Consider the following 23724-nt stretch of genomic DNA (forward strand, 5'->3'; position numbering starts at 1 on the left):
CTCGCCGCATGAATACACATGAACAGATAGCGGGGCCGAAGGCATCGGCCGTCAGCCAGCAAACCGCACACGTCCATTCCGACGTCACCGGCGGAACGCTGCCCTTCGTACTGGGCAGCGTCGTCCTGGGCACCATCGGCCTCTTCCTGCACCAGTCCGGCGCCGATCCGCTGACCGCGACCTGGTTCCGCTGCGCCTTCGGCCTGCTGGGGCTGACGCTCTGGGCAGCCTGTCGTCGCCAGTTGCGCGGCCTGCTCCCGGGCAGGAAGGCGACCTTCGCGCTGCTCGCGGCAGGCGGCCTGATGGTGCTGGCCTGGGGCCTGTTCTTCGCCGCCATCGAGCACACCTCCGCAGGCGTGGCCACGGTGCTCTTCCATGTGCAGCCGCTGTGGGTGCTGATCCTGGGTGCCTGGTATCTGAAGGAGCCGATTGCCAAGCGACGCGTGGTATCGGTGCTCGTCGCCATGGCCGGCCTGGTGCTGGCGACCGGCATACTGGAGCACCTTTCGCTGTTCGGCGCGGACCAGGCTTACCCCGCGAGCTACTGGTGGGGCGTGGCGTTCTGCCTGGTCGGCGCCTTCTGCACCGCCTGCGTCACCATCGTCGCCCGGCGGCTACGGCACATGTCGGCCGGCATTCTCGCCTGGTGGCAGTGCGCGATCGGAACGCTGGTCCTGCTGGCGTGGCCCATGCTCCATGGCTGGCCGCAATGGGGCGCGTCCTGGGCCTGGCTCGCGGGCCTGGGGCTGATCCACACCGGGCTCGCCTATTCGCTGATGTACACCGGCATGGCGCGCCTGAACACCGACAGGATCGCGGTCTACCAGTTCATCTACCCGGCCGTGGCCATCGTCATCGACTGGCTGTTCTACGGGCAGCGCCTGGGTGCTCTGCAGTTGACGGGCATCGCGGTGATGGCCGTTGCCATCTGGTTCACCGAGCGCAATGGGGAAAGGGAGCGGACTTGATATCAGCCGATCCTCAATCCCTGGTTTTTGTACCCGCTCTCATGACCCTGCTCACCGCTGCCGAAAACAGAAAGAGCTCTCCGCTTACCGAGGCGGTGAGGTTGCGCGGCGCGCCATAGTTGGCGGTAGTGGTGCTTTCGTACAGCGACAGCAGGTACTTGCGATCGGTGACGTTGTTCAGGTTCAGCGCCGTGCTCCAGTGGCTGTCGATGTCGTAGCTGGCCATCAGGTCCACCAGGGCGTGTAGTAGCCGTTGGCGGCGATGGTGTCGGCGCCGGCCTTGAGGTGCGAGCGGCCGTAGTTGGCGCCGAGGGTCAGCTCGTGCTGGCGGCCGAACAACTCTAAGGGACCGTACAGCTGGTCTTCGCCGATCAGTTGGTGTTCGCGACTGGCGGCGGGAACAAGCGCTCCCGATGAACCGGCAGCAGCAACTCGACAGGGTCGAATAATTCAGGGCCGGTTAGCAGGTTGAAGAAGGCGTAAGCGTCCGTATTCGATGTATACCGACGGGCGCGCTGCTGTTGATGAATGACGGCCTGGCGCCTAGGATTCATCTGGGCTGCTCCTTGGGCTCGGTGTGTTCGCAACCATCACCGTAGACCAAGACCAGCCTTTCATTTCTGAGTCAATTAGTTAGCGCTTAAGTAAGTGCCATTCAAATCCCCTTACGGCCTGCGCCCCCTTCTCACCTCATCAACCAACACCACAAAAAAATAACAAACACCCTTCCCGGCACTTACCACAAACCCCTGCCATAGCCATTAAACGCAAACATCAATAAGTACACACCAAGGGCGAACACCCCAACCAGAATCCTAACTTCCGTTGGATGATCCTTTTCGATCGCCCCTCCAGGCGCCAGATAAATAATTCTATCTGCCAAATAGCAATAAAACCCCCAACCAAAAAAAATCTGACCAGTTACGACCACCCAAAAATTATTCCACTCACCAATAAACCTTAAAGAATTGCCAATACCGCCAAAAACCAACAGAGCAAGCACAGCTAATCTATGCCTCTTCAAAAGTCTTAAAAATCTCATCCAAAGCTATCTCTTCAAAAACCAGAGACGGAAAATTTACACCCGTTATCCTAAGCCCGCCTATTGATAAGACCTAGGTGATAAAATCGAAAAATTAGAAAATCACCTCCTACACTCTAACCCTACATAACCAGTCAGCTTTGATATCAAAATAAATACCCTCCCTTTTGGTCTATAACGAATAGTTTCATCACCACCATGCCCTACCGTAGCCATTAAACGCAAACATCAATAAATATATAAAAAACGCACCTCCACCAACTAACAACCTAACCGCTCCCGGATAGCCTTTCTTGATACCACCTGGAGCCAAACGAATAGTCCTGTTCGCAATGTAACAATAAAATCCCTGGCCAAAAAACGCCTGAACCGTGATAGCAGCCCAAAAATCTTTCCACTCCCCGATAAACCTCAGAGAATTCACAACACTACTTGCCAGCATAAGAAAAAGAATAGCCAGCCTATACTTATAAAGAAAATCAAGCCAAGCCATTTATATAGCTCTCACCCACGCGACACCAAATCCCCATTCCCGCCACAATCACACCTAAAAACTTACTAAAACCTCAAGCGAGCAAAATTCATTTAACATACCAAAATCAACCCGCCAGCCTTATAAAGCAGAAATTAACATTCTTCCTTACACTTACCGCCACTCCCTGCCGTAGCCATTAAATGCGAACATAAATAGATAAATAGATAACGCACCAATTCCAGCCAAAAACCTTATGGACCTTGGATGGTCAGCCTCAATCATTCCTTGAGGACCATAATAAATAGGCTTATTTGCGATATAACAGTAAAACCCTCGACCAAATAGACACTGAGAAGCAACAACACTCCAGAAATTACTCCACTCACCTATAAATCTTAATGAGCTCAATCCACTGCACCCCACCATAACGGCAACAGCAATGAATCCATATCTATACATAAACGCAAGAAATTTCATTTAAATACATCTCTCTCATTTTTAGATTTTTTCATTCCAAGCCCATAACACCTAAAAGAAAAATGGGAAAGTTTTATTTCCTGCACTTTAATTCTGTCCAGCCAACTACTTCTAATAAACATAACAACTTTTTCTATCGAGAGACTCACGACGCCATGAACGTATAATTCCATCAGGAGAAACAAGTATGGAATATCGACAAAACGGCACCGTATAAGTTATATAATAGCGAACTCCTCCACTCTCAATCCTTGAATAGTCGACAGACCTTCTGCTGCTAACCCCCCTAACAAAATAAATTCGCTCTTTTCCCACTAATGACGCGTCAGGATCAAACTTCATTCCGACCAAAGTATCCCTGCTTTTCTCCCAAGCATCATAGGACAGACATCCAGAGAGTCCGGTCAGCATAGAAGAAATTAAGAGCAAACCAGTTATCAACCTACTAATCACCAGAAACATCACGCACACCTTTTATCATCTCCCTGTATTTATCATACAGGGCCCCATAGTTAACCAACATTGCCGGCGGCATACTCCCTAAGTTCTCAATAATACTCATCCCACCTCCCTTAGATGCCTCCAAACTTATCATCCACTGATCATGCAAAGTCGCAAACGCGTTAAAGCCTGGAACTTGATTCAAAGAATTACTTATCGGCGTACCATGACAGATTGAGTAAAAGCTGGAGCATGCAAGATCATCCAGTGGCAGGTTTAACCCAATATTCTTCCCCTCTCGATCAAGAACCATCGGAACAAAACCAGCATCACTATCAAAGGCTGAACCGGTCGGACGATCAACACCAGGCCTTACGTCCGGACTTCGTCCGACCGAGTACTGATACAACTCCATCAACGCCCCTGTAGCAGCAATACTCAGCCACGTATCCTTGTCGCTCCCATTAAGGATGCCTTTTAGTGCAGTATTGGCAGCATAAGCCTTGATCCGGTCTCCATAGCTGATCAGTTTGTAGTTCCCCTCGGCAGTCAACTCCCTACCCCAACCCTCCGTATAGCCAGCGCCGAATCCCGCGATGAGTGCCGCAGCGGCATAACCTTTCAGGCTGCCCTCACTGGTGATGTCCTTGAGTGTTTGCCCCAGATCGCCCTTGTTCCCAACAAAACTGGCAGCCCCAGTTCCAGCGACAGAAGAAATAGCAGTCGCCGCCATCGCGTTCCCCCAACCTGTGGCAGCAGTGCCAACTGCAGCACCAGCCTCAACCATGGCGGCACTACCTGCAGCCGCCATCGTAGTTCCAGAACCGGCCCCAGCTCCTGCAGCCGAACCTATTGCGCCGGTCGCAGCGCCGTAAGTTGCAGCAGCAACGATGATGGCAATGGCAATTGCAGCTCCGGTACCAATGCCCGAACTGCTGTAGCTGAAGGAGTCATGCACCTCCTGCACCCGCCGCCAATCCACATCCCCCCGCGCCTCGGCCTCTTTCAGCCAGGCCAGGTCGGGATCGGCCCGCACCATGGCATCGATGGTCTGCCCGACGCTCTGCTGGTCGATGTGCTTGATATCGATCTTCAGGCCTTCCACGGCCTTGATCGCCAGTTCGCCCTGGGCGATCAGCTGGCTCTGGCGCAGGGTCTCGTCGGTCTGGCCCTTGCCCTTGGCGGACTGCCAGGCTAGGTCGCTCTTGCTCTTCTCGTGGCTTTCCTGGTGCAGGTCCTTGACCGCTTCGAAGGTCACGCTGCCGCCACTGACGATGGCGATGTCGTTGCCGCTTTCCAGCCTGGCGGCCTGGTACTTCTGGTCGCCGCCGCTGAGCAGGGTGATGTCGCCGCCGGCGCTGACCTGGCTGCCCACGGCCTTCACGTCAGTGACTTCGTCGTGCTTGAAGCTCTTGCTACCGAGGCTGCCCTTCTTCTGCTTCTGGTACAGCGAGTGTTCGCTGTCATGACCGGCCAGCAGTTGCAGCTTGTCGCCAGCCACCAGGAAGGCTTCCTTGCCGGCGCCGACCTGGCTCGCTTCGAGGGTCAGGTTCTGGCCAGCGCTGAGGGTGACGTCGCCGGCGGCGTTCAGGGTGGTGCTGCGCTGGCTGACGCGGCTGTCTTCGCTGTCGACCTTCTTGCCGCTGCGCCGGTAGTGGTATTCGCGGCTGCTCTGTTCCTGCGCGGCGCCCAGCAGCAGGTTGCCGGCGGCGGCCAGGTTGGCGTCGCCGCCGGCTTCCAGGTGGCTGGCCAGCACACCGATATCGCGGCCGGCGCTGATCTGCAGGTCACCGCCGGCCTGGACGCCGGCGGCGTGCTGGCGGACCTCGGTCTGTTCCCAGCTATGACGCTTGTCCTGGCGGGCGTTGCTGTCGACGGATTCGACGGCGCCGATCAGCACATCGCGCCCGGCCTGCAGTTGGATGTCGCCCTTGGCCTGCAACTGGCCACCCAGGTTGAGCAGGTCGCGCCCGCTGCTGATCGACAGGTCGCCGCCGGCCTCGATGCGCGCGGCGCTGTCGAGCAGGCTGGTCTGCAGGCTGGCGCCCCTGGCCTGGCCCTGCGCCTGGGTCAGGGTCCGTTCGTTGACGACATCCCCGGTCAGCGCGGCGAGGCTGACATTGCGCCCGCTGATGATGCCGCCGGCGGCGTTACGGATGCTTTGCGTGGCCAGCAGTTGCAGGTGCCGGTTGCTTTCCATCAGGCCGCTGTTGCCGATGTTGGCGGCAGTGGCGCCGAGGTCGTTGCTGGCGCGCAGGGTGCCGGCATTGTTCAGTTCGCCGCCGCTGATCAGCGCCAGATCCTGCCCCTGGATCAGCGCGCCGTTGGGGGCCAGACGATGCTCGGCCTGAGCCAGGTAGAGCACCGGCACCAGCACCTTGCGACCGTTCACCTCGGCCTCTTCCAACCAGACGATGTCGTGGGTCAGCGCCGCCACCTGCTCGGCGCTCAGGGCCACGCCGAGGCTGAGGCCCAGGCGCTCCTTGTAGCCGATGGCGTTGTCCATCAGGTACCTGAACAGCGCTTCGTCGCTGGACAGCCCGGCAATGAAGCGCTGGCCGGTGCGCGCCACCAGCGCCTGGCGGATCAGCCGCTGCTCGTAGAGGCCGTCGCCCAGGCGCTGCTGCGCCTGGGCCGGGTCGTAGCCCAGCTGGGCCAGCAGGTAGTCGGAGCCGAGGAACTGCTTGAGCCCGGCCAGCGCCGGGTTGGTTTCGATCAGGTAGGGGTGGCCGCTGTCCGGGGCGTTGAGCCGGAACAGGCCATGCTCGCCCTGGGGCAGGCGGAAGCCCGGCAGGGTGATGGGGTTGACCGCCTGCTGGGCGAGGTCTGGCGGCAACTGTGGGTTGAGCACCGCGACCAGGGGTTGCGACTGGCCGTCGACCTGAACGGCCTCGATCCGCGCCACCCCACCGTCGTAGGCAATGCCGGGGTGGATGACGCCATTGTCCAGGCGCTCGCCGGCGCTGATCTGCACCGCGCCGGCCGCCTGGATGACGGCATTGGCGGAGGTGGCGCCGCCCGGCCGGTACTCCCAGACATCGCTGAGGAAGCCGAGGTCGTACAGCGCCGACGGCAGTTCCAGCAGGTTGTCCGGGTCGTAGTGGTTGGCCTGGTAGTCCGGCACGTGCATCGGCCGGTGGAGGTTGCCATTGGCGTCGCGGTAGACGTGCAGAAGCAGACCGTTGGCCAGTTCGGTGGGGGTCACCGTGCCCTGGTTGAGCCCGCCGATGAGGTTGTCCCAGTAGCTGAACACCGAGGGATCGGCATTGTTCGCCAGGTTGTAGGGCAGGACGTAATGGCCGACGAAGCGTTCGACGGTGCCGTCGGTGACCCTGCCGCTGTTGAATATCCGCGTGCGGATGCTCTCGCCACCGCTGATGCCCTGGTTGACGAAGCTGCCGGCGCTGATGGCGATGTCGCCACCGGCGGCCAGGGTGCTCGCGGTGTTCTCGAAGTCCTGCGCATCCACCCGCAGGTTGCCGCCGGCCTGGATGAAAGCGGCCGGGGATGCCTCCTGCACCTCGCTGGCATAGACCTCTCGGGCGATGTAGTCGACGTTGTAGTGGTCGCCGGAGCAGTCGTAGCAGCGAACGATGATTTCCCCGGAGATCAGCTTCTGCCCGAGGCGGAAGCTGTCCTGGGTGTTCTTCAGGCTGTCGCTGGCGATCGCCAGGTCGCCCTGCGCCTCCAGGGTGGCCGAACGGTTCTCCACCACACGGGCACGCCCTTGCCGGTCGTCCGCGGCGATGTCCAGGGCGCCCAGGCTGTAGACGTCGGCGTAGCGGTTGACGAAGCGCTCCACGCGCAGCGCCATGTCGCCGCCGCTGAACAGCAGGCCGTTTTCATTGAGCAGGTCCGCGCTCTCGATCCGCAGGTCGGCGGCGCTGCCCAGGGTGCCGGTGTTGTTCAGGCTGGCCGCGCGGGCCAGCAGGTCGCCGGCCGCGGTGATGCGACCGGCGTTGTCCAGGCTGCCGCCAATGCTGATGCGGGTGGCACCACCGCCGATGATGCTGGCGCTGCTATCGAGGGCAAGGCTGGCGGCATCGAGGCCGAGCTCGCCCAGGCTGCTCAGTTGGCCGCTGCCGCTGTAGCGTCCACCCAGGTTCAGCGCCAGGTCGCCGTCGCTGGCGATCAGGCCAGCGTTACGCCAGTCGCCGCCCGTGCCGCGCAGGGCCTGGCTGGCCAGTAGACGTCCCTCGGCCGCTTGTTCCAGTTGGCCGATATCCAGGCTCAGTTCGCGCGCCTGCAGGCTGCTGCGGTTACTCCAACTGGCCGCGCTCAGGCTCAGCGCGGCGTTGGTGACGAAGCTGCCACCCGCAAGGCCCAGTTGCGCCAGATCGATGCCGAACCCGCCATTGCCCAGGTGACGCACGCTGCCGCCGTCGTTGCGCAGATCGCCACTGGCGAGCAGCAGGTCGGCAGCGGCGCTTTCCAGCAGGCCTTCGCGGTTGTCCAGCAGGCCGCCGATGCTCAGGCGCGTGGCGCCCTGCTGGCCGAGGGCGCGCACGCGGCCCTGTGCGTTGGACAGGCCGGCGGCGGTGAGGGTGAGTTGGTTGCCGGCTTCGATCAGGCCGAGGGTGTTGTCCAGCGCGCCGCGCAGGCTGAAGTCGATGTCCCGGGCGCCGACCTGGCCGCCGTGGTTGAGGAAGTCGCCGGCATCCAGGGCCAGGGCCTGGCTGGCGAAGAAGCCGCCGGCGCGGTTGTCGAAGCCGGCGCTGTTCACCCGGGCGTCGCCGTGGGTGGCTGCCAGGTGCCCATCGCTGTTGGCGATGCTGTTGGCGTCGAGCAGCAGCGCGGCGCCCTGGGCGATGCCGGCGCGGTTGTCGAAGTGCCCGGTGGCCAGTTGCAGCAAGCCCCCGGCGCCGCTGAGGATGCCGCCGGCGGAGTTGTCCAGGTTGGCGGTACGCACCTGCACGCCTTGGCCTTCCAGGCGCCCGCCGCGGTTATCCAGGTTGGCGCCGAGGTCCAGCGCCAGTTCGGTCTCGGCGTACAGTTGGCCGCCGCGGTTGTCGAGGCTGTCGCCCTGCAGCTCGACGGCCCGGGCCGTGATGCCGCCCTGCTGGTTGTTCAGGCTGCCGACGCGTCCCGTGAGGCCGCCTTGGCTGCTCAGCAGGCCCTGCTCGCGGTTGTCCAGGCTGGCCAGGTCCAGGCGCAGGCTCTGTTCGGCGGCGAACAGGCCGAGGCGGTTGTCCAGGGCGCCGCCGCTGATATGGATGTGCTGGCCGCCGATCTGGCCGTTGCGGTTATCGAGCACGGCGGCGCGGGCCTGCAGCTGGCGCGTAGCGATCAGGCTGCCGCTGTTGCGCAGGTGCTGCGCATCGATCGCCACGTCGCCGCGGGCGTTGCGGCTGTTGTCGGCATTGACGCCGGCCTCAATCACGCCGCTGTTGCTGAGCTGGTTCGCCGTCAGTTCGATGGTCGAGCCCACCGCCAGGCTCTGCGCATTGCTCAGCGCACCGCTGGCCTGCACGCTGGCACTGCCCCCGGCATAGGCCGGGCCGTTCAGCGCCACGTACTGGCCCTTCAGCGCAAGGTCCCCGCTGGCCGCCACCTGGGCCAGTTCCAGCTTGCCGTTGGCATCGATGCGGATGTCGCCGGCGCTGGCCGCCATGTTGCCGGCCAGTTTCACGCCCACGCCTTGTTCAGTGCCCACCAGGCGAATGGTATTGGCGTACATGCCGCCCAGCGCCGAACTGTCGATGGCCAGTTGCGGTTTGGCGCTGCCGTCGTCGGGCTTAGCGGTGGCGGCCAGGGTCTGCGCGTCCACCGTGTTGCGGCCGGCCACCACGGTGAGCTGCTTGGCGTACAGGTCGGCGTTGAGCTTGGCGCTGCGGGTGATCAGCTCGAACTGGTCGAGGTTGCTGGCGTTGAGTCCGGCGCCTTCGATGGCGATTTCGCCGCCATCCACGTCGTAGCCTTGCAGGCGCTCGCCGGCCAGGATCGGTTTGCCGGTGGTGAGGGTGGCGCGCGGGGTGTTGATGAAGCCGCAGCCGTTGCAGGTGATGCCGTGGGGGTTGGCGACTATGACGTGGGCGCCCTGCCCGGCCACCTCGGTGTAGCCCTTGAGCTGCGAGGGGCCGCCGCCGGTGACTTCGTTGAGGATCTTCTGCGCCGCCTGGTCCTTGAGGTTGGGGTTGCCGATGATGATCCCGCCCAGTTGGGTGCTGGCGGTCTTGCCGGTGGCGTTGTTGAGGATCAGCCCCTGCTGGCCAACGCCGTAGTCGCTGAATTTATTGTGCGAGAGACCGCTGCCGTTGGGCGTGGCGATGTTGACGATGGGCACGCCGTTGCCCGCCGCGCCCAGGCTGGTGTTGCCACCGGCGGCCGCGTCCACCGCCAGTTGCGCGGCGGCTGCGACTATCGGATTGAGGAACAGAAGGCCGGCCAGGGCGCTGGCGATGGCCTGGTGGAGGGGGCGGCGGATGTCCATATCGGGGGGCTCGCGCGGGGTAATCGTTGACCCGGCGGACTCTATTCCCCTACTCGGCGTGAGGCCTTGAGGGTTTCCAGCCCCCTTGCGTAAGCCTTTTCCGAATCAAGCCGCCTGGCGGAACCTCCCGCCCCAGGTGCGCCAGGGCGCACTTCGCATGCGGCTGTGGCGATGGGTATCGCTTCGCTCAACCCATCCTACGGGGCTGGTCGGAACCTACCGCTCGCAATCTACTGAATTCCTGATGGCCTGCGGCCTGGGCAAGCAGAGATGCACTTGCGCGACGCTGTTCGTCGATGCCGGTGATCCCCTCGGCAACGCTTGAGGGTCGGCCAGCGCAAGCTGTCTCAGTTCTTCTCCACCAACCGGGGTGATTGCAATCCCTCAAGGGACAGATGAATCACTCCGGCCCGACTCGGAAAGTTCGTCGCGTCGCCGCTAGTGTTCTCCATCACCGGGATATCTATCAGAACCTGCTCGTTCGCTAGGTTGCTGATCAGCTTGGCGTCCAGCTTTTCGATCGAGCGCCAGCCGCCGGCGCCGATTTTAATGACGTCTAGCAGGCTGTAATGCACCTTGCCTTCTTCGTTTGCATCAGAGGAAAAAGCCGCTAGGTATTGCTGTAGTTGTTACCCAAACCGAAGCCCTCGATGATGAATACCGCCAGGCGACCAACCTGCTCCTCCAGGGACTTTGGAATGGGTTCCGGATTGGCGGCATGGGTCAGGGTGCAAACGAGAAGCAGGCTGGCTGGCAGTAGGCGCAATTTCATGAGGAGGGTCCGCGATATGAGGAAGGCGTTGATCTGTTGGAGAAGTTAGCGGCCGGCGCTGAAATCGATGTAGAAACATTGGCAGTTTCGCAGTGGAGCGCAAGACCATCGGAAGGTACTGCGGGGCCTGACATGATCACTTCCGCAGATATACCCCAGAGGCCGGAAGCGAAGGGACGGAAAAGAGAACCTCATTAGCCGACCTGACCACGTAGACAGCTTTAGAGCAGAAAAAAGTCCGTCTCTTTTTGGCTCACTGGCTCACTGGCTCACTGGCTCACTGGCTCACAATTGCGCGATCACGTTGGCACCCCGGGCAAGAATGAGCCTGCCAAAGTAGAAGGCAATACTCAGTTTCAGCCGAAGGTGCAGACCTAACCATCCTGAGCCATGGGTGCGAGTTACTTCGACACAGTGAGATCAAGCGCTGTCTGCTCTTGAACAGCCAGCACCTTGCAAACCAGTTGGTCTGTTGGCAGTTGGTCGTACCGCTCTTTGAGTACCTCTCGCAGCCTTAGCAGTCGAATGTTCGCAGTATCCACCAAAGAGTCGAAGGTGGTTGCTCTTACGAGACCATAGTCACGACCATTCTCAGCAAGCTTCTTTTCTCTTCCAACACCAGGGGCAATGGACTGCCCGACAACCCACGCTGATATATGTGGAGCGCCTTCCATGAGGCCGCATGACGCTATGTCTTGGACGTAACCATCAGCCTGGAAAACTTCATCCCGTGTGAGCTTGAACCCTCCTTTCTTTAGCTCGATCAGCAGAATGTTCCGCATTTGGATGAGCGTCGTGTCGAAGGGATCGAATGATTCAATCCCGGTCAGTTGAATGGTAGCGTGATCAGGAAGGACAACAATGTCTGGACGGTTCTTCTCGTTGATAAATTGCGCGTCTTTCCGCTGGAACAAGTGCAAGGCAATCGTCTTCAACGTGGCATTCGAACAATACTCCTGCGATTCGTACTCTGGCCCAAATAACCAGCGTGAGCGTAAGATGAGCGGATGCAGGGTATGAAGCTCATCGACCTGAGGATCACTTGCCAGACGGCGAATTGTTTCGATTACGCTAAGCCGATCATCGATTTCGTCTAGCACACGTAGAGCATCCTTGATCGACCACTCTGTGAGGAGGCGATCAAGGCCATCAACGTCATCGGTGTCCAGTGAGGAAAGCTTTAGAAGCAAGGCGGCCCCGCTCTTGGATTTCTCAAGATTGATCACGGCCTTTACGGCAGTGGCGAGAAAATCGGGTGAAATTGTGGGATGAGCTTGAGCAACGGCTTTGGTGAATTCTGCTACTTCTATCCTGGCCCCTTGTCCCAGTGACTTCAACTCGTTTCGGTTCTGAAACAGGGCATCCTCGGATGTTGCTTCGATCACCTCATTCGCCAGATCTAATGCAACTTTGTTAATATGCTCGGCTGCCGCCTCATACAGCTCATCAACTGCTGGCGTTGCATGAAACCCCGTCCAGTCAGCTATCACATGCTGCTCGAAGCCTTCCGTGTCTACAATGATCTTGTATCGCTTGGCAAACCTAGTTCGACCATCAAAGTTGGCTACTGAACCTATGGCCCAAGAAGGATTGCCAACAAGCCTTCTCCCAACCCAGAACGCAATACCCTGGTGAATTGATGAGTGGTTCTGCTTGGTTGAGTCAATAACAATGACAGTTGCCTTGCGACCTCCGCCAAGTATCAGAGTCTGTTCACTCACACGCCCATCAATCACCGCAAAGGTAAGTAGGTTACCGTTTAGCCGAATCTGAAACTCAGGGTCATGAATAAAGCGAGCAGCAAGAACCGTCTGGATTTCTTCCAGATCCGGGAAATGGCGAGATACCGAGACCGTGAGTTTCGTACCAGAGCCGTCACGTTCTCCGAAGGTCTCACTACGTAGTACGAATGGGCTTGGACCAGACTCAGTACCCACTACAAAGGTACTCAGTTGACCGTCTCGCCAAGTATCTACCTGGTACTCATCCGCAAAGCAGAGCAGGCCGTGGCGTCCCACACCGTTCCGCCCATAGGCTTTTCTGGGTCGATGCGCCCGGCCAGTTGGAAACTCAACGTTGGGCCCCTGATGCTTGAGTCGGTCATATCGGAGGGTCATCCAGCGCCGCTTGAAATTCTCCGGGCTCATTCCATGACCATCATCAGTAATGGTGAGAGTGCCTTCGCGCTCTGTCGGCAGGACAATGTCGACTTTCGTCGCCCCTGCATCCCAGGCATTAGCAACAAGCTCTGTCAGCGCAACTTGGGGAACATGTGCCACAGTCCCAAGTTCACGAAGTAGATAGTCCTCTTCAAACAGGGACGTGTGCAGCGGTTGGTCAGACATCGATCCTCTCCCTTGGATCAGTCAACGCTAATAGTTACGCGTAGCGGATCGAAAATACCAGCCGTACGCCGAATGCGATCCTTCCAAAGCATGCCCTGAACGATGTCATAATGACACTTTCTTGTCATCATGCGATTAAGCAACTCACCTTGGCTTTCCTCGACACGATAACCACTCCTGGCCAATTGTTGCCTGTCGTGACCGGCAACAATCGGACGCTTGCAGTAAGCGTATGGCGGCTTCAGGCTCGGCTTGGAGCCACCGCAATCTCGCCATCCTGGCCACCGCCTCGATTCACGCCTACCATACGCCCCATCCCGTATTACCGCGGCTGCTGAACCCGGTATTCACGAGGATATGACCATGGAAAGAACTCGCGCCTGGAGACGCTCGCAGGCCCGTAGACATGCCCCCCAAAAGGCGTTTCGTCCGCCGCGGCCCCGGCCGGAAAAGAACTGGAAGCTGTTATACACCCGTGCCGACAAGCTGTTCAGGGCACGCCAACTTGGCTCGGGTTATCCCATCCGCACTGTCCGACAACTGCTGGATCAAGAGTGACCAACCTGCTTTTCATCTGCAGCCGAAATCAATGGCGCAGCCCTACCGCGGAAGCTATCTGGCGCCGCCGGCCTGGCTTCGATGCCCGTTCGGCAGGCACCAGCCCGAACGCCCGCAAACCCGTCGGCCCGGCGGATATCCGTTGGGCCGATGTGATCTTCGTGATGGAGCGCAAGCACCTGAATCGTCTGCGGGCGGAATATGCCCGTCTGCTTGAACACAAGCGGCTTCACGTTCTGGATATTCCCGATGACTACCGCTTCATGGACCCTGAACTGGTGGACATGCTCGACGATATGGTGACGTCCTGCCTTGCCGTCTGAGGCGCGCACAAAACGAATAGACAGGCTGCCCCCATGTACACCCTCCTCGACTTCAAGGAAGAAGCCCTCGCCGAGTACCTGAACTCGGCGCTGCGCAGGCATGGGCTGGATTCTTATGTCTTCAACACCGGTGTCAGCCCGGAGGGTGAGGCGATGTTTTCCATTGTCTGCCTGAATGCGAGTGAGCTTGGGCAGGCGCGGCATTTGATCTATAGCAGCCAGCAGCTTCTCCGGGACATTCATCCGGAGGCGGCGCGGGAGTTGGTGGAGATACGTCGGCGGAACCGGCAGCTTTTCCTGAGGCTGGTTACGTCCAGGCCGGCTTTTGTGGTGGCGGCTTTGGCCATGACGGCGGCTGTGTTGGGCTACCTCTTCGGCCTGTGACGCGGGCTGCGGATTCACCTGAAATTTCCCACCCACATTCGCCCTTGTGGGCCTACAAAGGCCGTCGCTAGATTCGCTCCCTGTCACGGTCAATCCCGTGACCGGGTGTCGCAGCCCGTCGGATGAATTGCGTGCACGAAGCGCCTCGGCACCTGCAAAGGCGCTTTTTCTTGCCTGCTGCATCGTGCAGTCATGGCGGGTCGTGCGGGGCAGGCCCCGAAGCCTGGCCGGTTCTTTACGCGTTTCGTCCCGGTACTGCGACCCCCGCACGATCCGCCGCCCCTCTTTCCGGGCTGGCGGTTTCTCCCTCCCAGAAGGAGCAACGGAAATGCACTGTCGCTTACATCTTGCTGTGTTCACCTTGCCGTCCCCCCTGCCCTGCGCCCTCGCCCTGGAGGTGTGCCATGGCTGATCCGAAACTGGTGCCACTGCACCATCAGTCCTTCGAGGATGTTCTGTTCGTGAATGCCGGCGCGCCCGCGGCGCATCTGTACGATGCCGCCGCGCGCCGCCTGGCGGCGCTGGAGGACCTGTTGCACGTGCTGGAATGCCACGATGGCGACGACGTGCTGGTGCAGGAAACCTCGCGGTTGGCTTCGGCGCTGGTGCCGCTGGCCGGCGAGGCGCGGCACCTGTACGAGTTGGCCCAGCAACGGGCCGAGCGTAGCGGCGGCTGATCGCGCCGCCTGGATGGCCGAAGGCCGGGGCCTGTGCTTCCTTGTGGAGGCGCGGGCTCCGGCCTTCGGCTTTGATGGGCAATGGGTAGCCGGGTCAGTTCGCTCCGGTGTCGCTCACCAGCCGCTGCTCCACCCGCACCCCCGGCATCATCTGCCGCAGGCCCTCGGCCAGGCGCTCGCCGGCTTCATGCAGGGCCTCCAGCGGCATGGCCGGCAGGCTTTCGAGGATGAACCACATCTGCCGGGCCTCGGCGTCCAGGCGCGTGCGCACGCCCTGGCGCCAGTTCCAGCGGCGGCAGGTGGCGCCCAGGTCGTCGCGCCAGATGACTTCGCCGGGCAGCGGCGGGTCGTTGGCCGGCTGGCCTTCCTTGAAGGTGTCGAACGGCTCGCTGCCGTCGGCGATGGCCAGCCGCGGCGTGCCGACGTAGGCGGCCAGGTTCTCGCCGCCCACCGGCAGCGCGTACCGGATGCTGATGGCGTTGTAGAGGTCCACCAGCGGGTCGATGCTCGGCAGGCTGCCGTCGCGCAGCACGCGCTTGCGCAGGGCTTCCACCGAGCAGGGGGTGCGCTGGGGCTTGGCGCCGAAGCCACGGAACACCTCGGCCCAGGCGGCGATATGCGCCTCGGCCCAGGCCGGGCCGCCGTCGAGCAGCACCCGGCAGGCGTGCTCCACGGCCTGACCGGCCACCTCCGGGCGCAGGATGGGCGCGGCCTCGACCGTCAGGCTCAGGGCGCGGAAGCCGGGGGCCAGGCGGGCGACCTCAGGGTCGATCAGGGGCAGTACGGGTTGCATCGAAGCGTCTCTCTATCGGCGGTCGGAGGGGCTGGCGCGGGCTATTTCTAGCACCGCGGCGGGGCGCACTCCAGATCGACTCCGATGATTTCAGCGAATGCGCGATCAGTTTTCCTAATGCCCGGGGCGTGTGGTTCGCCCGGCTGGCATCGCTGCGGCATGCAGACAGCCAGAAGCGACAGCCCCCTTCCCGCCGAGCTGGCCATTCGGACAAGATAGGCACGCCCCGCCGGGGCGCTTTCGCGCGTGTCCCCTTCCCTTTTCTGCCGGTGCCCCATGCAACCTCGCGATCTCGTCGCCTACCTGTATCTCGCGCTGGCCTGGGGCCTGTCGTTCCTGGTGCTGCTCAAGGCGATAGCCGGCTTCGGCTGGGTGGGCGCGGTGAGCTTCCGCGCGCTGATCGCCAGCCTCACCCTGCTGGCGGCGGCGCGGCTGAGCGGGCGGGCACTGAACTTCCGCGGCCTGTGGCGGCCGCTGTGCGTGCTGGGCGCCACCACGGTGGCCGGCCAACTGATCGGCATGACCTTCGCCACGCCACTGATCGGCACCGCCATGGCGGCGATCTTCGTGGCGGCCATCCCGCTGTTCTCCATGGTCATCGGCCGCCTCTGGGGGCTGGAGCGCATCACCCTGGCCGGAGCCGCCGGGCTGGCCCTGGGGCTGTTGGGCATGCTCCTGCTGGTGGGCTTCCCGGCGGTGCCGGTGACGCCTTCCTTCATGCTCGGCTGCGCGGCCTCGATCTTCGGTGGCGTGTGCGCGGCCTTCGGCAGCAACTACGCGGCGCTGCGCCTGCGCACGGCCGGCCCCTGGGAGGTGACCTGCGGCGCCTTCCTAGTGGGCGGTCTGCTGACCCTCCCATTGCTGTACTGGGTGCCGCCGCCGGGCGTGCCCTCGGCGCTGGACGTGCTCTACCTGCTGCTATGCGGCTGCATGATGAGCGCCTTCAACTACGTGGTGTACTTCCACCTGGTCGCCCGCATCGGCGCCACCCGCACCATCAGCGTGGAGTTCGTGGTGACGGTGGTGGCGGTGCTGGTGGGCGCGCTCTGGCTGCACGAGCCGCTGTCGCTGGTGCAGGGGCTGGGGGCGCTGATCATTCTGGCGGGGTGTGCGTTGGTGCTGGGGTTGGTGCCTGGGGTGAGGCGGCGGGGGGTGGTTTGAGGTTGGGGGTTTGGGCTTTGGGCTTCGGGCTTTGGGCTTCGGGCTTTTGTAGGAGCGAGCTTGCTCGCGAACAGAGTTACCCGGTAGCTGTGGTGCTTCGGATTGACTCCGTACCCTCTCCCCAGCCCTCTCCCTGAAGGGAGAGGGGGCTAGTCCGTGCCGAGAGAGGGAATGGAGTCAGCCGGAAACCTTCGGTGTTGCCGGCTGACTCCAGAACATCCAAACACACCGAACGGTCCCCTCTCCCTTCAGGGAGAGGGTTAGGGAGAGGGCGCTCTTCAGGGCCCACACCATGCCCAATTCGGAGCCCTGTTCGCGAGCAAGCTCACTCCTACAAAAAAGCTCCCCGCCTCAGGACAAACTACGCACCCCCTCCCCCGTCGACGCCACGCCCCTGTCCACCTCTTCCATCTCCAGATACGCCGTCTCGCGCATCACGAACGAACAAACCGCCACCAGCGCCATCGCCGCCGCGCCATACAGCGCCACGTAGACCGGCTGGTGACCACTGGCGATAAGGATCGCAGTAGCCGCGCTGGAAGCAGTCCCACCACCCAGGGCAGCCCCCAGTTGGTAGCTGGCGGAAATACCGGAGTAGCGCATCCGCCGCGGGAACTGTTCGGCGAGGAAGGCCGGGATCGGGCCCTGGGTGGCGCCCATGAAGAAGCCCACGGCCAGGTAGGCCAGCAGGGCCAGCGCCAGGTGGTGGGTGCCCAGCAGCGGGAAGAAGGCGAACAGCCCCAGGGCCATGATGGCCGCGCCGAAGATCATCACCGTGCGGCGGCCATAGCGGTCGGACAGGTGGCCGAAGAACGGCGCCGAGACGACGATGGCGATGGACAGCGCGAAGTCGAACAGCAACGCCTGGCTGCTGCTGTAGCCGATGTCGGTGGCGTAGGCGAGGAAGAAGGTGCTGATGTAGGCCACGGTGATGTAGCCGAAGGCGATGCCGGTGCACAGCAGCAGCTCGCGCGGGTGCTGGCGCAGGGCTTCGAGCAACGGCATGCGCGCCTTGGGCTGGGCCTTGGCCGGTTGCGCCGGCGCCGGGTTCTGCAGGCGCGCGTAGAGGCCGACCAGCACCAGCACGCCGCCGAGCCAGAACGGGATGCGCCAGGCGATGCCGCCCAGGTCGTCGTCGAAGGCCAGGCTGACCAGGGCGAACACCGCGGAGCCGAAGATGCCGCCGATGCCGATGCCCATGCTCGTGAAGCTGCCCCACAGGCCGCGGCGGCCGCGGGGCGCCACCTCGATGCCGAACAGCGCGGCGCCGCCCCACTCCCCGCCCGCGGCGAAGCCCTGCACCAGGCGCAGACCCACCAGCAGGATGGGCGCGGCGATGCCGAGGCTGGCGTAGTCCGGCAAAAAGCCGATCAGCAGGGTGCTCATGCCCATCAGCAGCAGCGTGGCGACCAGCGCCTTCTGCCGCCCGTAGCGGTCGCCCAGGTGGCCGAACACCACGCCGCCCAGGGGCCGGGCGAAGAAGCCGGCGCCGAAGGCGGCGAAGGCCACCAGCACCGCGGTGAGGCGGTCCATGCCGGGGAAGAACAGCTTGGGGAAGACCAGGGCGGCGGCGTAGCCGTAGATGACGAAGTCGTAGAACTCCAGCGCGGTGCCCATGCCGGAGACGCAGAAGGTTTTGAACGCCGAGCGCGAGCCGGGCGTGGGGGTGTGGTCGATCATGGTGGTCTGCTCTTGTTCTTGTGGCAGCAGTGTTCCGCGCGGCGGCCGGGTGGCCGCCGCGGGGGTGGGTCGTTCAGCTCAGAAGCGCAGGAAGCCGTCGCGGGCCAGGGCCTTCGGGTTGCCGGCGTGGTACTCCAGGTTGCAGCCGACGCTGTCCAGGCCGATGGTCAGCAGGGTTTCCCAGCGCTCGGTGTCCGGCTGCGACAGGTCCGGGTGGAAGCACACCACCGCCTGCTCGCCGGCCTCGCCGCAGAAGGCTTCGGCGCGCTGCGCCAGGCCCTCGCGGGCCATGCCCGGGGCCATGGCCGCCAGGTGGTCGAAGCGCGCGTAGGTGGTGGAGACGTCGGCGGTGCGCTCGCCGCGGGCCTGCTGCGGGTCGACGAAGTGGTTGGTGTGCAGCACCCAGCCGTCGGCGCGCGGCGGCACCACGGCGGTGGCCGCCGGGCTCATCTCGATGCTGGCGGCGCGCAGTTCGGCGTCGTCGCGGCTGAAGCAGGTCAGCACGGTGGAGGCGCTGACGCAGGCCGAGCCGACCAGTTCGATGGCCTCGGCCACGCTTGTAGCCTCTTCCAGCACGCGGCGGGCGATGGCGTGCACCGGCACCCCGGCCTCGGCGTTGTCGCCGGCGTGGTGGAGGATGTTGAAGTGCATGCCCAGGCCGGCGCTGTTGACGCCGATCTTGCCGAGCATGCCGAACTCGGTGAACAGCTTGACCGTCAAGCCGCTGCCGGCGGCCAGCTGCAGCAGCAGGCCGTGGGGCACCAGGCTGTCGTGCCAGTCCCAGGTCTGGATGCTCAGCGGCGCGGCGGCGCCGTGGGGCGCGTAGACCGCGGTGGAGCACTCGCCTTCCAGCGGCTGCGCCGGCATCACCGCGAGGATTTCGGTGCGCGCGTTCAGCGCCGCCAGTTGCCACAGCGGCAGTTGCACGCCGGCGGCCAGGCCTTCGACCTCCCGGGCCAGCGCCGGGCACCAGGCGTCCAGCGCGGCCAGGCTGGCCTCGCCGATGCCGCGCACCTGCTCGGCGGGCACGCCCACGCGGGGGAAGAAGTCGAGGTACAGCGCCACGGTGCGATGAATCTGTTCCGCCCACCGCTCTCCAATCTGCCGCCCGCGCTCGAACGGCTCGCGGGTTTCGCTCACGAAGGAATGGATGATCACTGCAAGGCTCCTTTGTCGATTTGGAAAAACGCTGGGCGGGCTTCCCCGCCCGGCTGATCAGCGCTGGGCCGTCAGCGGCCGGCGGTAGACTTCACGGCCGGCGAACCAGGTGGTCAGCACCTGGGTGTCACGCAAGGCTTCGGGTTCCGCGGTGAAGACGTCGCGGTCCAGCACCACCATGTCGGCCTGCTTGCCGGGCTTGAGCGAACCGATGCTGTCTTCCAGGCGGATCATCCGCGCGGCGTTGAGGGTGTAGGCCTGGAACATCACCTGGCGGTCGATGGCTTCGTCGGCGTTGAGCACGCCCTTGGGGCCCTTGCGCGTCACCGCCTGGTAGATGGCCTTCCACGGGTCGGGCGTGGTGATCGGCCAGTCGCTGGCCCCGGCTATCGTGGCGCCGTGCTTGAGCAGGGAATGGGCCGGGTAGGTGTACATGAAGACCATGGCGTCCACGTAGGGTTTGACGAGGTCGATGCTCGATTCATCCGCACTGGCCCAGTAAAGCTGCATGGAGGCGATCACGTCCAACTGCCTGAAGCGCTCGAAGTCCTTGGGGTTGACCATCTGCAGGTGGGTGATGGAGTGCGGGATGCCGCTGTGGCGGTCGCGGCGCGCCTGGGCCATGCCGTTGAGCGACTCGTGGATGGCGCGGTCGCCGATGGCGTGCACGTGCACCAGCCAGCCACGGGCGTCGGCGGCGCTGACCAGTTCGCCGAAGTGCTTGGGGTCGATCAGCAGTTCGCCGAACTTGTGCGAGTTCTTGTAGGGCTCGAGCATGGCCGCGCTCTGCGCCGGCACCTCGGCCACGCCGTCGACGAAAACCTTGATGCCCGGCAGCGTCAGGTTGGGCACGCCGAGGAACTGCTGGCGCACCTTGTCCAGCTCGTCGAGGTCCTTCGGGGTGGCCTTGGAGTCGGCCATCAGCAGTGCGGCGACGTGGGCAGAGAGGTCGCCCTTCTCGGCCAGCGCCTTGTAGATCGGCAGCACGCCGGTGGAGGCGTTGGTGATGTCGGCGCCGGGGATTTCGTTGGCCAGCGGGTCCATCCAGGCGGTGATGCCCAGGCTGTTGTAGTAGCGCAGCGCGGCGTAGGCGCCGCGGGTCAGCTCCTCGGTGCTGGGCAGCGGCAGCAGCGCCTGCAGCGGGTAGAGCCCGGCGTCGACCAGGAAGCCGTTGGGGGTGCCGTCGGCATGGACGCCGATGGTGGCTTTTTCTTCGCCCTCGAGGGTGGCGACTTTCGCCGCGTCCACCTTGGCGAGTTTCAGCATGGCCTGGTTGGCCCAGCCGGTGTGCAGGTCCCAGCCGACGAAGAGGATCGGCACCTGGGTCCATTCGCCCTGGTTGAAGGTCTTCTCCAGCGCCGGGATGTCGCCCCAGTAGGTGGACGGCAGGCCGCCGACGCTGAGGGACTCGCCGCGCTTCGCCTTGCCGTTGTCGCGCCATTCGCGCAGCTTTTTCTCAAGCTCGGGCACCGGCAGCAGCTCGCCGTCGAGGTTGGCCTGGAGCATCTGCAGGCCGCCCTTCACGGTGTGGCTGTGGGAGTCGATGAAGCCGGGCATCAGCACCTTGCCCTGCAGGTCGACGACGCGGGTGCCGGCGGCCTTCAGGCGCAGCACCTGCTCGTCGCTGCCCACCGCCAGGACCTTGCCGTTCTCGATGGCCACCGCCTGCTGCAGGCCCTGGCCGGGCTCGGCGGTGTAGACCTTGCCGCCGTGGAGGATGAGGTCAGCGGCGGCCATACTTTCCGCTGAGGAAAAAACACAGGCCATGGACACCAGCGCCGGAATCAGTATTTTCATGGGTTCGCCCAGGTTCTTGTTGTGTGAACGCAGGTTAACCAAAGCCCGGCACGGCTTTAATGCCGAATTTTTGCACAACTTCTGTGCCTGACAGGAATAGATAAATGGACAAGATGACCGCCCTGACCATGTTCGTCGCCACCGCCGACCACGGCGGCTTCAGCCGCGCCGCCGAACACCTGGGCAAGACGCCCTCGGCGGTGACCAAGGGCGTGGCGCAGCTGGAGGCGGAACTCGGCGCGCGGCTGTTCGAGCGCACCACCCGGCGCATGGCGCTGACCGAGGCCGGGCAGATCTACCTGGAGGGCGCGCGCCAGGCGCTGCTGCACCTGCAGGCGGCCGGCGCGGAAGTGGAGCAGTTGCAGAAGGACCTGCGCGGCACCCTGCGCATCGCCGCCCCGCCCTCCTTCGCCCCGGCCTTCCTCAACCAGGTGTGCGGCGCCTTCCTCGAGGAATACCCGCAGGTGCGCCTGGAGGTGGACCTGCAGGACGAATTCGCCGACCTGGTGGAAGGCGGCTACGACCTGGCCCTGCGCGACGGCCCTGTCGACCTGCCGGGGGTGATCGCCCAGCCGCTGCTGGAGAACCACCTGCTGCTGTGCGCCAGCCCCGCGTACCTGGCGCGCAAGGGCATGAACGTGACCCTGGAGAACTACACCGAGCACGACTGGCTGATCTTCCGCCACCCCATGCTCAATCGGAACTTCTGGTGGGTGAACCGCGACGGCGAGCGCATCCGCCTGAAGCAGCCGGTGCCGCGCCTGGCCAGCGACAACTACGACTTCCTGCTCGCCTGCCTGCTGGCCGGCCGCGGCGTGCAGTTCCTGCCGCAATGGAGCGCCCTGCCCTACCTGGCCCGTGGCGAGCTGGTGGAACAGCTGCCGGACTGCTGGCGCGACCAGAGCGCCTTCGGTGCCACCATCCACGTGCTGTTCCTGCCGCACCGGCGCAACACGCGCAAGGTGCGGGTATTCATCGAGGCCCTGAAGGCGCACCTGCGGGCGCAGGGGTTGGGGTGAGGCTCGGCGCATGACGCTGTTGTAGGAGCGGGCCCTGCCCGCGAATCGCGCGCAGGACGCGCTCCTACAGGGGAACGGCGTAGGTGGGGCAGCGTAGGAGCGGATCTTATCCGCGAACCGCGCCGGGGCATCCGGTTATCGCGGACAAGGTCCGCTTACGGGGGGAGGACTACCGTGCCTGACCTGTAAGCGGGCCCTGCCCGCGAAATCGCGCGCAGGGCGCGCTCCTACAGGGGGCTAAGATAGCGCTGCAGGATCGCCTGGTACTCCCCGCCCTCGACCAGCTCGCGCATCGCCCGGGCATAGCGCTCGACGAACGCCGGCGTGGTGGTGCGCTTGCTGAAGGCGACTTCCGCAGCATCGCTGGAAACCACCACGGCGGTGGGGCCGATGCGTTCGTTCAGGCCCAGTTGCTCCAGCTCGTAGAGGCCGCTGTTCTCGTCGGCGATGATGCCGTCGAGGCGGCCCTTGTCGATCATGTGCCAGAGGTTGCCGCGGCTGGGGTTGAAAAACACTCGGCTGGCGAAGTCATGGTTGGCGAGCAGCTGCTGGTAGGACTCGCCGTAGCTCACGCCGACCTGCGCGCCCAGGCGGAACGAGGTGCCCAACAGGTCCAGCAGGCCATGCAGACCGTCCCGGGCGGGGTCGCCCTTGCGCATGAACAGGATGTTCCGCGAGGGCTGCAGGATGACCCCGGAGAAGTAGGCGTAGACCTCGCGCTCCGGCCGGCGGAAGGCCCCCGGCAATACGTCCAGGCGGCCCAGCTCCAGCTCCTTCAGCGCCCGCGCCCAGGGCAGCTTGACCAGCGTCACCTGGCAGCCCAGGCGCTCCAGGGTGAGCCGGTTGATGTCGACGTTGATGCCGCCGATCTCGCCATTGGGCAGGAGCATGCTGAAGGGCGGGTCGTCGTCCCAGCGCAGGGTCTTGCCGCAGGCCGGCGCCAGGGTCGGCAGCAGCGCGAGGAAGAGCGTCAGGGCCAAGGTCGGGAGTGCACGCGCGAGCGGCGAGGTTCTTGTTACGGCACTGGGCAAGGTCACGACTCGTAGCGATCGGAGCGTAGGACGAGTCTAGAGGCTCGACGGAGCGTCGGCTAGGCAGGCGTATGGCCTTTCCTTCAGCCAATATGACCGGTCCCCTGTTCGCACCAGCCACGGCGATGGGTATCGCTTCGCTCAACCCATCCCACGAGGCTGTTCGCACCGGCCGCGCCGAAGTGCTTTTCGT

The 23724-nt window shown here is 63.3% G+C and carries 19 protein-coding genes; 7 read left to right on the forward strand and 12 right to left on the reverse strand.

Features of this window, described 5'->3' with window-relative positions; genetic code table 11:
* The first annotated feature begins 8 nt into the window (after positions 1–8).
* Complete coding sequence (locus tag PM1_RS16530) at positions 9–968, forward strand: DMT family transporter (RefSeq protein ID WP_009620065.1); 960 nt, start codon at positions 9–11, stop codon at positions 966–968.
* 13 nt (positions 969–981) lie between these two features.
* Here the strand turns inward: PM1_RS16530 and PM1_RS16535 are convergent, their stop codons facing one another.
* From PM1_RS16535 to PM1_RS16575, 7 genes are all read right to left on the reverse strand, one after another.
* The gene (locus PM1_RS16535) at positions 982–1194 is read right to left on the reverse strand and encodes a TonB-dependent receptor (protein WP_009620064.1); all 213 of its coding nucleotides are present in this window, start codon (positions 1192–1194) and stop codon (positions 982–984) included.
* Positions 1195–1704: 510 nt separating this feature from the next.
* Positions 1705–1971 carry a hypothetical protein gene (locus tag PM1_RS16545; RefSeq protein WP_152623709.1) on the reverse strand — a complete coding sequence of 89 codons (267 nt, stop codon included), beginning with the start codon at positions 1969–1971 and terminating at the stop codon, positions 1705–1707.
* A gap of 229 nt (positions 1972–2200) precedes the next feature.
* Positions 2201–2503: a hypothetical protein gene (locus PM1_RS16550; protein WP_152604456.1), complete on the reverse strand. Its 303-nt coding sequence runs from the start codon at positions 2501–2503 to the stop codon at positions 2201–2203.
* Between the two features lie 904 nt (positions 2504–3407).
* The gene (locus tag PM1_RS31235) at positions 3408–9833 is read right to left on the reverse strand and encodes a two-partner secretion domain-containing protein (RefSeq protein WP_009620062.1); all 6426 of its coding nucleotides are present in this window, start codon (positions 9831–9833) and stop codon (positions 3408–3410) included.
* Positions 9834–10180: 347 nt separating this feature from the next.
* Positions 10181–10408: a hypothetical protein gene (locus tag PM1_RS16565; protein WP_009620061.1), complete on the reverse strand. Its 228-nt coding sequence runs from the start codon at positions 10406–10408 to the stop codon at positions 10181–10183.
* Between the two features lie 35 nt (positions 10409–10443).
* Complete coding sequence (locus PM1_RS16570; protein ID WP_009620059.1) at positions 10444–10605, reverse strand: hypothetical protein; 162 nt, start codon at positions 10603–10605, stop codon at positions 10444–10446.
* 401 nt (positions 10606–11006) lie between these two features.
* A complete protein-coding gene (locus PM1_RS16575; protein ID WP_009620058.1) occupies positions 11007–12950 on the reverse strand; it encodes an ATP-binding protein in 1944 nt (647 codons plus the stop codon).
* A 363-nt stretch (positions 12951–13313) separates the two neighbouring features.
* Here PM1_RS16575 and PM1_RS16580 point away from each other — a divergent pair, with 363 nt between their 5' ends.
* From PM1_RS16580 to PM1_RS16595, 4 genes are all read left to right on the forward strand, one after another.
* Complete coding sequence (locus PM1_RS16580) at positions 13314–13508, forward strand: hypothetical protein (RefSeq protein ID WP_084229655.1); 195 nt, start codon at positions 13314–13316, stop codon at positions 13506–13508.
* On the forward strand, positions 13505–13831 hold the full coding sequence (locus PM1_RS16585; protein ID WP_024128409.1) for a low molecular weight protein tyrosine phosphatase family protein: 327 nt from the start codon (positions 13505–13507) through the stop codon (positions 13829–13831). The genes PM1_RS16580 and PM1_RS16585 overlap by 4 nt, the downstream gene beginning before the upstream one ends.
* 33 nt (positions 13832–13864) lie before the next feature.
* A complete protein-coding gene (locus tag PM1_RS16590) occupies positions 13865–14215 on the forward strand; it encodes a hypothetical protein (RefSeq protein WP_009620056.1) in 351 nt (116 codons plus the stop codon).
* 404 nt (positions 14216–14619) lie between these two features.
* Positions 14620–14892 carry a hypothetical protein gene (locus PM1_RS16595; RefSeq protein WP_009620055.1) on the forward strand — a complete coding sequence of 91 codons (273 nt, stop codon included), beginning with the start codon at positions 14620–14622 and terminating at the stop codon, positions 14890–14892.
* Between the two features lie 94 nt (positions 14893–14986).
* Here the strand turns inward: PM1_RS16595 and PM1_RS16600 are convergent, their stop codons facing one another.
* Positions 14987–15685: a B3/B4 domain-containing protein gene (locus tag PM1_RS16600; RefSeq protein ID WP_009620054.1), complete on the reverse strand. Its 699-nt coding sequence runs from the start codon at positions 15683–15685 to the stop codon at positions 14987–14989.
* Positions 15686–15961: 276 nt separating this feature from the next.
* Between PM1_RS16600 and PM1_RS16605 the strand changes: the two genes are divergently transcribed.
* Positions 15962–16846 (forward strand): DMT family transporter, encoded by an 885-nt coding sequence (locus PM1_RS16605; protein WP_009620053.1) that lies wholly within the window; start codon positions 15962–15964, stop codon positions 16844–16846.
* A gap of 351 nt (positions 16847–17197) precedes the next feature.
* Here the strand turns inward: PM1_RS16605 and PM1_RS16610 are convergent, their stop codons facing one another.
* The 3 genes from PM1_RS16610 to PM1_RS16620 form a co-directional block, all read right to left on the reverse strand.
* On the reverse strand, positions 17198–18526 hold the full coding sequence (locus PM1_RS16610) for an MFS transporter (RefSeq protein ID WP_009620051.1): 1329 nt from the start codon (positions 18524–18526) through the stop codon (positions 17198–17200).
* A gap of 78 nt (positions 18527–18604) precedes the next feature.
* Positions 18605–19684 carry a C45 family autoproteolytic acyltransferase/hydolase gene (locus tag PM1_RS16615; RefSeq protein WP_009620050.1) on the reverse strand — a complete coding sequence of 360 codons (1080 nt, stop codon included), beginning with the start codon at positions 19682–19684 and terminating at the stop codon, positions 18605–18607.
* Between the two features lie 57 nt (positions 19685–19741).
* Complete coding sequence (locus tag PM1_RS16620; protein ID WP_009620048.1) at positions 19742–21481, reverse strand: amidohydrolase; 1740 nt, start codon at positions 21479–21481, stop codon at positions 19742–19744.
* A gap of 104 nt (positions 21482–21585) precedes the next feature.
* Between PM1_RS16620 and PM1_RS16625 the strand changes: the two genes are divergently transcribed.
* The gene (locus PM1_RS16625) at positions 21586–22500 is read left to right on the forward strand and encodes a LysR family transcriptional regulator (RefSeq protein ID WP_009620046.1); all 915 of its coding nucleotides are present in this window, start codon (positions 21586–21588) and stop codon (positions 22498–22500) included.
* A gap of 227 nt (positions 22501–22727) precedes the next feature.
* Here PM1_RS16625 and PM1_RS16630 read toward each other — a convergent pair whose 3' ends face one another.
* Complete coding sequence (locus tag PM1_RS16630; protein ID WP_009620044.1) at positions 22728–23480, reverse strand: substrate-binding periplasmic protein; 753 nt, start codon at positions 23478–23480, stop codon at positions 22728–22730.
* Positions 23481–23724: the final 244 nt, after the last annotated feature.

It is taken from the genome of Pseudomonas sp. M1, assembly GCF_022760135.1.
GTDB classification, from domain to species: Bacteria; Pseudomonadota; Gammaproteobacteria; order Pseudomonadales; family Pseudomonadaceae; genus Pseudomonas; species Pseudomonas citronellolis.